Source organism: Pseudomonas frederiksbergensis (assembly GCF_017114915.1).
GTDB lineage: Bacteria > Pseudomonadota > Gammaproteobacteria > Pseudomonadales > Pseudomonadaceae > Aquipseudomonas > Aquipseudomonas frederiksbergensis_I.
In genome coordinates, this window is sequence record NZ_JAAUOE010000006.1 from 135,532 (window position 1) to 150,086 (window position 14,555).

The window sequence follows — 14,555 nt, forward strand, 5'->3', positions numbered from 1 at the left end:
GTCATCCTTTCTGCGGTTGCTTACAGGTTTTTGTAGAGCCACTTGGGCATGTAGTACTTGCGCCGGTTGAAGACGCTGCCCACTATTTTCGCGCCGGCCTGGGTCAGGCGCTGGACCGCGGCCTGGGCCACTTCCCAGCGCGTGTCTTCAGCGCGCACCACCATGATCACGCCGTCCACCAGGGTGCCGATGACCAGGGCGTCGTCGGCTGAGTACACCGCATCGCCGTCGATCACCACGAAGCGATACAGACTGCTCAGTTGCTTGAACAACGGATTCAGCTGTTCGGCCGTCAGGTGCTCGGCGCCGCGGATGTGCCGCCCGTTCGGCAGGATGTGGAAGGGCAGGCTGGAGACGTTCACCAGACAGTCCTGCAACAGCGGCGGGGAGGCGTTGAACAACAAGTCGCGAAAGCCGCGCTCTTTGGTCAGCCCCAGCTGTTGGGTAAGGTTGCTTTCCGACTGGCTGGCGTCCACCAGCAACACCTGGCCGCTGCTCATCGACGCCAGCTGGCTGGCCAGCGCCAGGGCGCTGGTGGTAGTACCGGTGCCTGGGTTGGCGGCGGTCAGAAAGAGGATCCGCAGATCCAGGTCGAGCACGGTCGAGGTCAGGTTGGACTCGCTCGGGCTGGCGATGGTCAGGCTGTTATTCGATGAACCGTCCATTTAACTCGCTCCGTGGCCGCTGAATACTTTGAAGGGGGTTTTCAACAGGATCTTCAGATCAAGCAAAAGGCTCTGCTCGGCGATATAGGTGAGGTCCAACTCAACGCGCTGGTCGAAGTCGATATTGCTGCGCCCGGAGATCTGCCACAGGCCGGTCATGCCGGGGTAGATGCTCAGGCGTGCGAGGTGACTGTCCTTGTACCGATGAGCGTTGAACGAGGTCGGCCGTGGGCCCACCAAGCGCATGTCGCCGCTGACCACATTGATCAGGTTCGGTAACTCATCAAGGCTGCTGCGCCGCAGGAAGCCGCCGATGGGGGTAATCCGCGGGTCGTCGTCGATCTTGAAATCGATCGCGTCGGCGCCGTGCTTGTTGAGGTGGCGCAGGGACTCTTTGAGCTCCTCGGCGTTGGCCACCATGGTGCGGAACTTGTACATGCCGAACAGGCGGCCGCGGTAGCCGGTGCGTTGTTGCACGAACATCACCGGCCCCGGGCTGCTGAACTTGATCACCAGCGCCAGGCCCAGCAGCACCGGCGAGATCAGCAGCAGAATCACCAGCGCACCGAGGCAGGCGACCACCCGATTGGTGCGCGACAGGGTCCAGGGCCGACCACCGTTGCGGCCGGTCACCCAACCGCGACCCTGCATGTGGATTGCCTTGTCGAGGCGCATTCGGTGCTCGGGGTCCAGACGGTTGTCACGCTGCATGTGATTGAACAACAGCCCTTTTTCATGTCCAGTCATAGAGTCCTCCGCTAAAGCCCGGCCACGAGTGGCGAATGGGCGGTGCGCAGTGGGTAGTAGTCACGGAACCAGGCGATGAATCGTCCGAGTCCTTCATCCAGCTCGATCCGTGGCTGGAAACCGGTGGCCTGGGCCAGATCACTGGCATCGGCGCAAGTGTTGAGCACGTCGCCCGGTTGCAGGGGCAGCCACTCGACAAGGGCTTTTTGCCCGAGGTGTTTTTCCAGCAGTGCCAGGTAGTCCTTGAGCGCTACCGGCTGTTGTCCGCCAATGTTGTAAATGCGCCACGGCGCCATGCTGCTGGCCGGGTCCGGTTGCTCGCGGTTCCAGTGCGGTGCTGGTTGGGGTGGGCGATCGATCAGGCGGGTGATGCTTTCGATGATGTCGTCGATGTAGGTGAAATCCCGTTGGTGCCGACCGTAGTTGAACAGCTTCAGCGGCTGCCCTTCGGCAATCGCCCGGGCGAACCGGATCGGCGACATGTCTGGCCGGCCCCAGGGGCCGTACACAGAGAAAAAACGCAAACCGGTGCAGGGAATGCCGAACAGATGGCTGTAGCTGTGAGCCATCGACTCGTTGGCTTTTTTGGTCGCGGCGTACAGCGACAACGGGTGGTCGACGCTGTCTCTGACCGAGTAAGGCGTGCGCTGGTTGGCGCCATACACCGAGCTGGACGAGGCGTAGATCAAGTGCCTGACCGGGTGGTGACGGCAGCTTTCGAGGATGTTGAGGAACCCGCTCAGGTTGCTGTCGAGGTAGGCACGGGGATTGTCCAGGGAGTAACGCACTCCGGCCTGGGCCGCGAGGTGAATCACCACTTCCGGCTGTTCACACACAAACAATGCGTCGAGGGCCTGGGCGTCGGCCAGATCGATTTTCGCGAGCGGGAAATCACCGACTTGATCACGCACCCAATCCACGCGGTCGTGTTTGAGCTGCGGGTCGTAGTAGTCGTTGAAGTTGTCCAGCCCGCACACCCGGTGACCGTCGCTCAACAGCCGTAACACGCAATGGGCGCCAATGAACCCGGCCGCTCCGGTGACGAGTATCTTCATGATCGTGGCGCCTCGGGAGCGATGTGCCGAAGCCCGATGCCGCTGTAGTGCAAACCGGCCGCCGCCACGTGTTGCGGGTTGTAAAGGTTGCGTCCGTCGACGATCACCCGCGCGCGCAGTTTGCTGGCCAGCAGGTCGAAGTCGACCACACGGAAATTTTTCCACTCGGTGCAGATCACCAGCGCGTCGGCATCTTCCAGGGTGTCGTCGCGGGTGGCGCACAGGTGCAGGTCATCGCGGAAACCGTAAATGCGCCGGCACTCGGACATGGCTTCCGGGTCGTAAGCCTGCACGCTCGCGCCTTCGGCCCACAGCGCTTCCATCAGGTAACGGCTGGGGGCTTCGCGCATGTCATCGGTATTGGGTTTGAAGGCCAGGCCCCAAATGGCGATGGACCGGCCAGCCAGCCCATTGGGGAATTGCGCTTTCAGTTTGCCGATCAGGATGTGCCGCTGGCTGTCGTTCACATCGCAGACGCTGCGCAGCAGACGCAGTGGCATGCCGTTGTGTTCGGCGGTGTGCAGCAGGGCGCGCAAGTCCTTGGGAAAGCATGAGCCGCCGAAGCCGCAGCCGGGGTAGATGAAGTGGTAACCGATGCGCGGGTCCGAGCCGATGCCTTTGCGCACTGCTTCGATGTCTGCGCCCAGCAACTCGGTGAGGTTGGCCAGTTCGTTCATGAAGCTGATACGCGTGGCGAGCATCGCGTTGGCGGCGTACTTGGTCAGCTCGGCGCTGCGGTTGTCCATGAACATGAGCTTTTCACGGTTGCGGCAGAACGGTGCGTAGAGTTCGCTCAACTGGTTGCGCGCTTGCTCGTCATGGGTGCCGACGATGATCCGGTCCGGGCGCATGCAATCGGCCAGGGCGCTGCCTTCCTTGAGAAACTCCGGGTTGGACACCACCCGCACGTTCAACGCACCTTTGCCGCGACGTTGCAGCTCTTCGCTGGCGGCGATCGCCACCTGATCCGCGGTGCCCACCGGCACGGTGGATTTGATGATCAGGGTGCGATCGGACCCCATGAAACTGGCGATCTGCCGGGTTACATTCAGTACATGGCTGAGGTCGGCGGAACCGTCTTCATCGGCGGGTGTACCCACCGCGATGAAGATCAGCTCGGCGTGCTCGACCGCGTCGCTGGCCTGGGTGGAGAAGAGCAGGCGACCGGCCTTGATGTTGTCTTCCAGGGTGCTGGACAGTCCCGGTTCGCAGATCGGAGGCACGGCTTGCTGCAGCTGCCTGATCTTGCCGGGGTCGATATCGACGCACATGACGCGATGTCCGACATCGGCCAATGCCGCGGCTTGTATCAGGCCGACGTACCCCGTACCAAATACGCTCACGTCCATAGTTGGCGTGCCTCGTAAAACGGTGGATGTAACTGAAGTGAGACTGTCAAAAGGGGTATAGCCTAGCCGTGGGAAAGCGTGTCAGCAAAATGACGGGTAGCTCGGGCTGAAAACCCAGATTTCACGGGTTACTTGTTATCAAGTGCTTGCCGTGGCTGGATTTGTCGCGGTTTAGAGGGCTTTCAAGAAAGCGATAAACGGTCGAAAGGCTTGTATTACAAGGGTTACAGGCATTTTAGCGTGTCAGATTTGAGTCAATGTTTTTTTGACGCTTTTGGCAAAAAACCGGCATTTCTTGCGCTTCCATGGCTCGGTGCTAGTGTCAGAAAATGACTGACAATCATTGACTTCCATCGGCTAATGGCAGTCACGGAGGTACTGCAACCACCATGATTCGATACCTCAAGGACCTGTTGCTGGTTCTGTATCTACTCAAAAGTTACGACGATTACCTCGCTCGTCTCGATGCGCTGGGCATCGGATTCCCGATGCTGCTGTATGGCGGGATGTTCGTGGTGCTGACGATTGCGCTGTTCATGACCGCGTACATCCGACAGACGCTGATCCGTCATGTGTTCGCATTGGCGATGTTTGGTTCGGCGGTTTTCTTTGACGTCTATACGCAGGTGACCGCCAGTTACCTGACTTACAGCAGCTTTGTGTCGCTGGTGTATTCCGGCGGGTTCATTCAGGAAGCGGCTTATCAGTACCGCGATGTGATCATCAGCGCGACCGTCAGTGGTTTGTTGCTGTTGTTCGGAATCGGGCTCAAGCCGCGTCGACGGGCGCCATTGCCGGGAGCGCTGTTGATGGCGGCGCCGGTATTGGGGGTGTTGCTGCTCAGTGTCGTGCTGTTCGTGCGGGCGGGCGAGGGCGCCCGTGGCTTGCCGGTGATGTATACGCCGTTGGCCTATCTGAATCTGTTTACCTATGAAGCGCTGCACAACACCGTCGGCCCGCGCGAACCGGTGAACCTGACGCGTATCGATCATCCGGTGGAGCACGACATCGTGCTGATCATCGACGAGAGCATTTCCGGCAACTACCTGGACATCAACACGCCATTCGGCGTGCACAGCAACCTCAAGGAACCGCGCCCGGGCGTGGACATTTTCAATTACGGCTACGCGGCATCCATCGCCAATTGCAGCGCCGACACCAACGTCACCCTGCGCTACGGCGGCACGCGCACGGACTACAGGCGGATCAACAGCACGCTGCCGTCGATCTGGCAGTACGCAAAAAAGGCCGGGCTGCGTACCGTTTACATCGATGCCCAGCGCACGGGCGGCCATTTGCAGAACCTGATGAACCATGCCGAGAAAAAGGACATCGACGAGTTCGTGCAATTCGACCAGACCCCGGTGCGTGACCGTGACATGGCAGCCGCCGCCAAACTGATCGCCCTGCTCAACGACGGCAAACCGGAGCTGGTGGTGATCAACAAGGTTGGTGCGCATTTTCCGGTGCACGACAAATACCCGGATGCGTTTATGGCCTACCGCCCGACATTGCCCCGAGGGCAGTTTGTCGAAGTGGCGGACACGGGTAGCCGTGACGGTTTCAACGGACAGCCGGATGATTGGCTGCTGTACCGCAATGCCTACAAAAATACAGTGCTGTGGAATGTCGGCGAGTTCTTCGCGCGGGTTTTCGCTCACGCGGATATGCGCAAGGCGCTGCTGATCTACACCTCGGACCATGGGCAGGATTTGCATGAACGCGGTAACCCGGGGCTCAACACTCATTGCGGCAGTGATCCGGTGGAGGAGGAGGGGGTGGTGCCGTTGGTGGTGATGTCGGGCAGCGATTTGAAAACCCAGGACTGGCAGGCGCAGTTGTCAGCCAACAAGGATCGCTCCAGTCACTACAACATCTTCCCGACGTTGCTGCAGTTGATGGGCTACGACCTGGCGGGGATCGAGGCGGTGTATGGCAAACCGTTGAGCGTGGCGACGGTGGACGATTTCACGTTCAACTATCGCTTCAATGCGCGGCTCGGCGCGGTGCCCGCGTGGAAGTACATTGACCTGAACAGCATTGTGACACCGGGGCCGGTGGTGCCGAGTGTGGCGGTGGGGCAGTGAGATTTTTGAGTGATTGAGCTGGCCTCTTCGCGGGCAAGCCTCGCTCCTACAGGTGATCGAGATGCACACAAATCTCTCGTCCCTGTAGGAGCGAGGCTTGCCCGCGAAGGCGTCAGATCGATCAACCGAAGATCATCGGGTGTACTCTCTATCCTTGCCCCACGCTCATCAAAGAGAGTTTCCCTTCATGCTCCACGTCCAGGGTGTCTTCAAAAGCTACGCCACCCCCCAAGGCCTATTGCCCGTGCTGCAAGGCGTCGACCTCACCCTGAAACCCGGTGGCAGCCTGGCGCTGATGGGCGAGTCAGGCAGTGGCAAAAGCACCTTGCTGCACCTGATCGCCGGCCTGGACAAGGTCGATCGCGGCAGCATCCGCAGCGGCGAGCATCGGCTGGAGCACATGACCGAACGCCAGTTGGCGAACTGGCGGCGGACCGAAATCGGGCTGGTGTTTCAGCAGTTCAACCTGATCGGCAGTTTGCGGGTCGAGGACAATCTGGCGTTTCAGGCGCGCCTGGCCGGGCGCCACGATCCCCGTTGGCAGGCGCATCTGGTGCAACGTCTCGGGTTGGGGGAATTACTGCGGCGCTATCCAGAGCAACTGTCCGGCGGGCAACAGCAACGCGTTGCGCTGGGCCGGGCCCTGGCATCGCAGCCGAAATTGCTGCTGGCCGACGAGCCCACCGGCAGCCTCGATGAAGCCACCAGCGATGAAGTGTTGAAATTGTTGCTGGAGCTGCTCGACGACAGCCCGACGACCTTGTTGATGGTCACCCACAGCCCACGGGTCGCCGCGCGACTGGCAAACAAAGTGGTGCTGCACGGTGGTCGTCTGGCTGGCGCGGACGAGCGCTGAGGTGCGGGTTTTTCGCGAGACATTGCGGGCGCTGCTCAGCCATTGGCGGCAGCACCCGGTGCAGTTTTTCAGTGTGCTGACCGGGCTTTGGCTCGCCACCAGCCTGCTGACCGGCGTGCAAGCGCTGAACAGCCAGGCGCGCGAAAGTTACGCCCGGGCCAGTCAGTTGATCGGCGGCGAACCCCAGGCCAGCCTCAGCGCGCTCGGCGGCGGGGTGTTTTCTCAGCAAGTGTTTGTCGACCTGCGTCGTGCAGGCTGGCCGGTATCGCCCGTGTTGCAAGGCCGGGTGACGCTCAAGGGGCATGAAGACCAGCGCTTGCAGTTGATGGGCATCGAGCCGGTGTCCCTGCCCACCGGCTCCGCAGTGGCCGGGCGGGCGTTGCCGATCGAGCAAGTCGTCGAGTTTTTCACCCCGCCGGGCAGCACCTGGATTGCTCCGCAGACCTTGCAGGCGTTGGGCCTGCACGAAGGTGAGACACCGGTGGCCTCAAGTGGTCTGACCTTGCCGCCACTGCGTGCCCAGCCCGACATGGCGCCCGGCGTGTTGCTGGTGGACATCGGCTTCGCCCAGCAGATTCTGCAACTACCCGATCAACTGTCACGCCTGTTGCTGCCCAAGGATTTCACCGCGCCCCTGCCCGATGAGTTCAAGGGCCGACTGCAGTTCAAAAGCAGCGGCGAAGAAAACAATCTCGCGCGTCTGACCGAGAGCTTCCACCTGAACCTCGATGCCTTGGGCTTTCTGTCGTTCGTGGTCGGCCTGTTCATCGTTCACGCGGCGATCGGTCTGGCGCTGGAGCAACGCCGAGGCTTGCTCAGAACCTTGCGCGCCTGTGGCGTCAGTGCGCGCATGTTGATTAGTTGCCTCGTCGTCGAACTGGGTGGTCTGGCGCTGCTCGGTGGCCTCGCCGGTGTGGTCAGCGGCTACCTGCTGGCCGGTGTGCTGTTGCCGGACGTGGCCGCCAGTTTGCGCGGCTTGTACGGCGCCGAAGTGCCGGGGCAGTTGAGCCTCAGCCCACTGTGGTGGTTCAGCGGTATCGGCCTGAGCCTGTTCGGCGCGTTGCTGGCCGGCGCCAACAGTGTGCTGCGGGCGGCGCGTTTACCGTTACTGGCGCTGGCCGATCCGCAAGCCTGGCATCAGGCCCATGCGCGCTGGTTGCGGCGCCAGGGATGGGTCGCCGTGATGGCGGCGTTGATCGCGTTGTTGGCGTTGATGTTCGGCGACAGCTTGACCAGTGGTTTCGTGTTGATGGCCGCTTTGCTGATCGGCGCCGCACTGGCTTTGCCGGTGGTGTTGAATGGTGTACTCAACCGGGTGCTTCGGCACAGTCGCTCGGTGCTCGGCCAATGGTTTGTCGCTGACTGCCGTCAGCAGTTGCCGGCCCTGAGCCTGGCCTTGATGGCGCTGTTGCTGGCGCTGGCGGCGAACATCGGCGCCGGCAGCATGACCGCCGGTTTTCGCCAGACCTTCAGCAACTGGCTCGAACAACGCCTGACCGCCGAGCTGTACCTCAATCCACAAAATCCCGCCCAGGCCCGAGAGCTGCACACTTGGCTCAAGCAACAACCTCAAGTGACTGCGGTGCTGCCGAACTGGCAGGTGTCGATTCAGTTGCAAGGCTGGCCGGCGGATGTCTTTGGCGTGATCGATCACCCGACCTATCGCCAACACTGGCCGCTGCTGGAAGCTTTGGGCGACGACCCTTGGGAGCGACTGGCCAAGGACGACGCGCTGATGCTCAGCGAACAACTGGCCCGGCGGTTGAAAGTGCGCTTGGGTGATCACCTGACGATCCCCACACCCAATGGCCCATGGTCGCCACGGATCGTCGGGATCTACGCCGACTATGGCAATCCCAAGGGCCATCTGCTGGTCAACATCGATCACTTGCTGCGCGGCTGGCCGCAGCTGACGCCCACCCGTTTCAACCTGCGCATCGAGCCGGCATCGATCCCCGGATTTCTGACCGCGCTGCAAACCCGCTTCGCCCTGGACGACAGCCGCATCGTTGATCAGGCCCGGCTCAAGGGTTGGTCCACGCAAGTGTTCGAGCGCACCTTCGCCGCCACCGCCGCGCTCAACAGCCTGACCCTGTGCGTCGCGGGCGTGGCGCTGTTCATCAGCCTGCTGACCCAGAGCCAAAGCCGCCTCGGACAACTCGCGCCGCTGTGGGCGCTGGGCGTGACCCGGCGGCAATTGATGCTGCTCAACCTCGGGCAAACCTGGTTGTTGGCAGTGCTGACGCTGGTGCTGGCGTTGCCGTTGGGCATCGCATTGGCCTGGTGCCTGGACACGGTGATCAACGTTCAGGCGTTCGGCTGGCGCTTGCCGTTACGGGTGTTTCCGTTGCAACTGATGCAGTTGATGGGCCTGGCCTTGCTCGCCACATTGCTCGCGTCGGCGTGGCCGCTGTACTCGCTGTACCGCACGCAACCGGCGGATCTGCTGAGGACGTTCGCTCATGAAGATTAAGCTCGGCGTGTTGCTACTGGCGTTGCTCAGCGGATGCGACAACACGCCTGCGCCGGAAAAAGGCTTCGCCGGCCTTGGCCATCAGGCCGCCGCATTTACGCCTGTTGTCCCCGGGCGAGTCTTCGATTTTCCGGCCGACCACGGCCCTCACGATGGCTTTCGCATCGAATGGTGGTACGTCACCGCCAACCTCAAGGACGAACAAGGCCAAGAGTTCGGCGCGCAATGGACGCTGTTTCGCAGTGCCTTGAAAGCGACGCGCGAGCAGCCCGGCTGGGGCAATCAGACTATCTGGCTGGGCCACGCCGCCGTGACTTCTGCCACGGTGCACCATGCCGCCGAACGCTATGCACGCGGTGGCGTCGGCCAGGCCGGAGTGAGCCTGGCGCCGTTCAAGGCATGGATCGACGATTGGCGTTTCAGCAGTCAGTCCACCGACGAAAACCCGTTGGCGAACCTGCAACTCAGCGCCCGCGACAAGGCGTTCAGCTACCAGCTTCGACTGACTTCAACCCGACCACTGGTGCTTCAGGGAGACAAAGGCTTCAGCCAGAAATCCGAACAAGGCCAGGCGTCGTACTACTACAGCCAGCCGTTTTTCCAGGCCAGCGGCAGCCTGGAAATCGACGGCAAAACCTACACCGTCAACGGCCCGGCCTGGCTCGACCGCGAGTGGAGCAGCCAGCCGCTGACCGCCAACCAGACCGGTTGGGACTGGTTCTCCCTGCACCTGGACAGTGGTGAACAGGTGATGCTCTACCGCATGCGACAAAAGGACGGTGCGCCGTACCTCACCGGCACCTGGATCGACGCTCAAGGGCAGACGCAGTTGCTGCACGCCGTCGACATCAGCCTCACCCCCCAAAACACCGCCAAGGTCGCCGGGCGTTCGATGCCTGTGCGCTGGTCGATCAAAATCCCCGCCAAACACCTCGACATCACTCTTGGTGCCCTCAACCCCCAAGCCTGGATGGACTTGCGCATTCCCTATTGGGAAGGACCGGTACGGCTGAGCGGCAGTCATGGCGGGCAGGGGTATCTGGAGATGACCGGGTATTGACCCCGGAAACCGCGGACAGGCCCGGATAAACGTCTATGCTCATCGGCACAGACGGCGCCGAACCTGAATTTGTTGCCGTCTGCTGCCATCCACCACAGGGAACGTACCGCTTATGAACCCCATGCACTGACCCAAGCCATCACCCTCGCCACCCTCTTGTCCACCGCCAGCCTCAGCGCCATTGCCGCCGACATCCCGCTGTCCGCCGTCGTGGAAGCCGATCAGCTCGTCACCAAAGTGCTGGCGGTCGATGCCGCCAAACACCAGGTCGTCCTTGAAGGCGCCGAAGGCCGTCAGGTTCATGTACAACTCAGCGACAAGGCGAAAAACCTCGGCAACCTGAAAGTTGGCGATCAGGTCAACGTTCAGGTCGTCCGTTCTGTCGCGGCCTACCTCGACACCGATATCGACAAAGGCCTGCCAGGTTCCGTCGAACGCACCGGCGAAATCCGCGCCACCAAAGACAACCCCAACCCTGGCGGCGAAGCCTTCCGTCAGGTACAGGTCCAACTGAAAATCACCCACATCGACCTGAAGAAAAACCAGCTGACCTTCGAAAACCCGGCCGGCCAATCCAAAACCATCAACGTCGAAAAGCCTGAAGTCCAGGCGAAATTGAAAGATCTGAAAGTAGGGCAGAGTGTTGTGGTGACCTATACTGACGTGCTGACAGTGACCACCCAACACCCAAGCTGATCATTACTTGTACGTATTGATTGTTCTTGTGCAGATAGTTTTGTAAGAACAATCATTTTTAATGGTCGAACCGGTGTGTGTAAGGGGGGTGTAAGCGTTATGTATGCAAAGCCTTACAAAATATTATGTGTATAAAATTTCATGATTATACGTGACGACATATCTGCCAAATTCTATTAAAATCCTTCCCGTTCGCCCGGTGTCAGGGCTCTTTACCGGTGCATGGATTGCCAGGCCATTACACTGGGCGAACACCTTCTTTGGGAGGTGCTGTTTAAAAGTTTCGGATATAAGAATGGGCGACCTTGGAGTCGCCCATTTTTATTGGCTGAATTAAAGCTGCGCCCGCAACCGCCGCCCGACCACATCCAGCAAATCGCAGCCGTCCCGCAATGAGATTGCCAACACCTGCGCCAACTCCTGCAACAGCACAGCGTCACTGCCAGGCGACTCACCCAAAGACAGCGCTTCCAACAGCTGAGTGACACAGCGAATGCGATACGCCGCCGTGTCGTGCAACACATCGACAGGTGCTTCGGTGTCGATCAGCAGGGAAGGTACCGTGCAGTCGATACCGGTAATCGGCATGTATCGAGTCATGATTGAACCTCCTCATCGGACGCCCCACCGGGTGGGTCGAGGTTGTCCAGCGCCTGATTCACCAACAACTCGCCCAGCCCAGCCAATTGCTGAATCGATAGCGCCAGACTGCGGTGCGAACCTTCGAGTTCGCAGGCCAGGTCGGTGGTCAGTACGTTGAGCGAAGCGAGGGTTTCGCAGGCGTGGCTTAACAGGGTTTCAGTGTGGATGTTGGGGAGAAGGGTAAAAACGTGGCTGATGGGGTCGGGATTTTTGGGGTTGCGGAGGCGGGCGCTGACGGCGCGTTGGGTTGCTTGGCTGAGTTCAATGGGATCGAGAGACTCGGGTGGAAACTTTTTCATCGTGAAGCTCCTGAAATCAACGGAGCCGCAAAGCGGCATTTACATGCCTTGATCGTGTTCGGTCTGTCAAAACCGGTCGCTGAGGTTGCAGCGGCTGGGGGAGGTTATCTGGGGAGGAGTGGGTGTACAGGTTCATGGATGGCGATGGGGGTTGTGGGAAATGTCCTGTGCTCTTGTCAGGCGTCCCGAAGGGCTGAAAAATTGAGTCAGATTTGGTTTTAAGTGAACTCGTTTTTTTTATCGTTCATATAAACTGAGGGGCCACAAAGTAGCAGAGATTTCGTTGTGAATTCAATTGTCGAGTTGTTGTTCGAAGCATGAATCGTGAAGAGATTATCGCTTTGAGTGATTCTTATACTAAGTTTTTCTTTTGTAGGTATATTTTTGATCGTCAGGCTGCTGATTTCGCTGCAGTTTAAACCGATGCGGCATGTGTTGAGTTCAGTCTTTTTCCATTTTTCGGGAGGGGCGTCAGGGAGTTCTTCGATATCAAACTCAAGTATTATCGTTGGTCTGTTGTTTTCGATGTTTACTGTGAAAAATTCAACGAAGCCAATCGCTACGGAAGTCTTGAAAACTTGGTTGAAAAAAATGCTGCCATCGATATCGTTCCAGAATTTCATTTTTGTTCCAAGCTGGGACGGCTCTATTTATGCGGATAAAAAATGAGCCTGAGAGTCATCTGGTCGATTCGACTTTCAGTCTAGCGGATAGTCACCTGTCCAAGGTGGAGTGAATAGCTCAGGATCGATGTTGTTCTCTTGAAGGTGGTTACTTATCTCTTCTTCCGTTTCTAGCGTTTGACACTTAGCAATGGTAGTGTCACTGCTTCCAATGCTATCCCTTGTTTCAATTATGAGCTTTGGTATTGTGAAGTCTACTACTACATATTTTGAGTTTTTTGAATCTTCCAGAAATTTATAATAGAACTCTCCTGGATATCTGTTTTTAAAGTTCAGATAGTACACCGCGTATATAGCAATCCATCTGCGTAAGGTGTCGTCGTTTGTAGGGAGTTCTTGCGCGATTTCTGTATACGATTTCGCTTCCAGATCCCACCAGACTTTTCTTGGGATTATTCTTGGATGGCTCATTTTTGACCTTCAAATGGATTTGGCATTAAATTCAGCCAAATAGGTGTCCCCTTTCCTTGTTTTTATTTGTTTTATTTGTTTTTTATTGGCTGAATCGATTTTGTTGTTCGAAAAAATCTTTATAAACTGATAAGGCAGTTTTCCAGTTTTCAAATAGTCGCTCTTCGGATCCTTCGACTCCTTCGGGGGGAGGCATATACCTAACTAAAGGGGCGATTTCTTCTGGATAATCGAAGTCTGCGTATATCTCTTCTACTATTTCAAACGGGTCTTCATAGTTTTCTTGGTGCTCAAATAGGAATGAGAGCAATAAAAAAATCCAAGGTTTGGCGGTGTCTGTTTCTGCTGAAAGGTCCTTGTCTGCCAGCGATTGGAGTAAGTTGGTTGCCAAATAATCTTCTTGAGGTAGCAATGAGGCAAGCTCAATGGCTTCTTGTAGGGACATTTCTGTTAAGGCTTCACAAGCATATTCCGATACTCCTTTTTCATCAATAAGGCCGTGCTTGAATCCATAGAGAAGCTCTTTCCAGTTTAGCCATGGAGTTTTTTTGTATATCTGATGGCCGTCGAGCAATAGCTTTTTCATTTTCTTACTGCTTAGGTTAAAAGAGTCAAGAGAGATTTGTTCACCTTTTCAAGTATTGGATTTATTTGGGGGTTCAATTTTTCAGTTTGTTTTTTGTATCTGTGGATTCCCATTTTGTTTTCGAGCTGATATCCAGAATCCAGTCTCCCTTTTTTAGCTTTCATTTTTGGGTTGTTTAATCTAATGGATACTCGCACGTCCAAGGCGGAGTAAATAGATCTGGATTAATGCCGTTTTCTTGAAGGAAATTATTGATGTCTTCTTCGGTTTCCAGTGTTTGATGTTTAGTAATTGTGATGTCGCTATCGTCAACGCTATCTCTTGTTTCAAGTACATGTCGTGAGATGTTGAATTCGATGGCGACATATTTTGAGTTTTTTGCATTCTCCAAAAAATCATAAAACAAACGTGTGGCTCGTCGATTGACAAAATCGATTTGATAAGCTGCGTATATGGCAATCCATCTGCGCAGAGAGTCGTCATTTTCTGGAAGCTCTTGTGCAATTTCAAGATATGATTTGCTTTCAAGTCCATGCCAGACTTTTCTTGGGATCATTTTTTCAAAAGGGGACGGATTTATTTTCATGAGTGCTTGGGAAAAGATGACTAGAAAATAAATCTTCCCCCCTTGCCGCATGCGATAGCTGAATAATTTACTCTAATATGTATGTAAACTTTTCATCCCAGCCAAAACTCTCATCTTGAGCCTTTACTCGATCAAGGATGTTCACGATCTTTACGAAAGTGTCACCCATGCTATTTTTTGAATTGTTAGAGTTTTTCCAGATTAGCTCTATAGGGCGTTCTATATTTGTACTAAGTAAATCCCATAAAGCGTTGAGGTTATTTCCATAGAATTCACTAACTTTTAATGCTGATGCGAGTTGTTTGTGAAATTCAATTTCTGATCTGATAGTGGAGCCATCGAGTTCGATTATCATAGTTT

General features: G+C 57.0%; 16 protein-coding genes. 5 read left to right on the forward strand and 11 right to left on the reverse strand.

Going from position 1 to position 14,555, the window contains the following annotated elements:
• Window positions 1-20: 20 nt before the first annotated feature.
• Genes HCU66_RS07070 through HCU66_RS07085 form a run of 4 tightly spaced genes read right to left on the reverse strand, consistent with a single transcriptional unit; the run spans window position 21 to window position 3,816 of the window.
• Complete coding sequence (locus HCU66_RS07070; protein ID WP_205887799.1) at window positions 21-665, reverse strand: CpsD/CapB family tyrosine-protein kinase; 645 nt, start codon at window positions 663-665, stop codon at window positions 21-23.
• Window positions 666-1,412: a sugar transferase gene (locus tag HCU66_RS07075; protein ID WP_205887800.1), complete on the reverse strand. Its 747-nt coding sequence runs from the start codon at window positions 1,410-1,412 to the stop codon at window positions 666-668. It abuts the gene before it with no gap.
• 11 nt (window positions 1,413-1,423) lie between these two features.
• Window positions 1,424-2,467 carry an NAD-dependent epimerase gene (locus HCU66_RS07080; RefSeq protein WP_205887801.1) on the reverse strand — a complete coding sequence of 348 codons (1,044 nt, stop codon included), beginning with the start codon at window positions 2,465-2,467 and terminating at the stop codon, window positions 1,424-1,426.
• On the reverse strand, window positions 2,464-3,816 hold the full coding sequence (locus tag HCU66_RS07085; protein ID WP_205887802.1) for a UDP-glucose dehydrogenase family protein: 1,353 nt from the start codon (window positions 3,814-3,816) through the stop codon (window positions 2,464-2,466). The genes HCU66_RS07080 and HCU66_RS07085 overlap by 4 nt, the downstream gene beginning before the upstream one ends.
• Window positions 3,817-4,205: 389 nt before the next feature.
• Here HCU66_RS07085 and HCU66_RS07090 point away from each other — a divergent pair, with 389 nt between their 5' ends.
• The 5 genes from HCU66_RS07090 (at window position 4,206) to HCU66_RS07110 (ending at window position 10,988) form a co-directional block, all read left to right on the forward strand.
• Window positions 4,206-5,903, forward strand: coding sequence for a sulfatase-like hydrolase/transferase (locus tag HCU66_RS07090; RefSeq protein WP_205887803.1), 1,698 nt, complete (start codon window positions 4,206-4,208; stop codon window positions 5,901-5,903).
• A 187-nt stretch (window positions 5,904-6,090) separates the two neighbouring features.
• Window positions 6,091-6,759 (forward strand): ABC transporter ATP-binding protein, encoded by a 669-nt coding sequence (locus HCU66_RS07095; RefSeq protein WP_205887804.1) that lies wholly within the window; start codon window positions 6,091-6,093, stop codon window positions 6,757-6,759.
• Window position 6,760: 1 nt separating this feature from the next.
• The gene (locus HCU66_RS07100) at window positions 6,761-9,232 is read left to right on the forward strand and encodes an FtsX-like permease family protein (RefSeq protein ID WP_205887805.1); all 2,472 of its coding nucleotides are present in this window, start codon (window positions 6,761-6,763) and stop codon (window positions 9,230-9,232) included.
• Entirely contained in the window at window positions 9,222-10,292 is a 1,071-nt protein-coding gene (locus tag HCU66_RS07105) for a lipocalin-like domain-containing protein (RefSeq protein WP_205887806.1), read from the forward strand. Before HCU66_RS07100 ends, HCU66_RS07105 begins: the two co-directional genes overlap by 11 nt.
• An 87-nt stretch (window positions 10,293-10,379) precedes the next feature.
• Window positions 10,380-10,988: a hypothetical protein gene (locus tag HCU66_RS07110; protein ID WP_205887850.1), complete on the forward strand. Its 609-nt coding sequence runs from the start codon at window positions 10,380-10,382 to the stop codon at window positions 10,986-10,988.
• 333 nt (window positions 10,989-11,321) lie between these two features.
• Here the strand turns inward: HCU66_RS07110 and HCU66_RS07115 are convergent, their stop codons facing one another.
• The 7 genes from HCU66_RS07115 to HCU66_RS07145 form a co-directional block, all read right to left on the reverse strand.
• Window positions 11,322-11,588, reverse strand: a complete 267-nt coding sequence (locus HCU66_RS07115) for a hypothetical protein (protein WP_205887807.1) — start codon at window positions 11,586-11,588, stop codon at window positions 11,322-11,324.
• Window positions 11,585-11,929 (reverse strand): DUF6124 family protein, encoded by a 345-nt coding sequence (locus HCU66_RS07120; RefSeq protein ID WP_205887808.1) that lies wholly within the window; start codon window positions 11,927-11,929, stop codon window positions 11,585-11,587. The genes HCU66_RS07115 and HCU66_RS07120 overlap by 4 nt, the downstream gene beginning before the upstream one ends.
• 218 nt (window positions 11,930-12,147) lie before the next feature.
• Entirely contained in the window at window positions 12,148-12,552 is a 405-nt protein-coding gene (locus HCU66_RS07125) for an Imm50 family immunity protein (RefSeq protein ID WP_205887809.1), read from the reverse strand.
• A gap of 75 nt (window positions 12,553-12,627) precedes the next feature.
• Window positions 12,628-13,023: a hypothetical protein gene (locus HCU66_RS07130; RefSeq protein ID WP_205887810.1), complete on the reverse strand. Its 396-nt coding sequence runs from the start codon at window positions 13,021-13,023 to the stop codon at window positions 12,628-12,630.
• A gap of 82 nt (window positions 13,024-13,105) precedes the next feature.
• Window positions 13,106-13,609 (reverse strand): DUF2247 family protein, encoded by a 504-nt coding sequence (locus HCU66_RS07135; protein WP_205887811.1) that lies wholly within the window; start codon window positions 13,607-13,609, stop codon window positions 13,106-13,108.
• Between the two features lie 175 nt (window positions 13,610-13,784).
• A complete protein-coding gene (locus tag HCU66_RS07140; RefSeq protein WP_205887812.1) occupies window positions 13,785-14,195 on the reverse strand; it encodes a hypothetical protein in 411 nt (136 codons plus the stop codon).
• Window positions 14,196-14,262: 67 nt separating this feature from the next.
• A complete protein-coding gene (locus HCU66_RS07145) occupies window positions 14,263-14,550 on the reverse strand; it encodes a barstar family protein (protein ID WP_205887813.1) in 288 nt (95 codons plus the stop codon).
• Window positions 14,551-14,555: the final 5 nt, after the last annotated feature.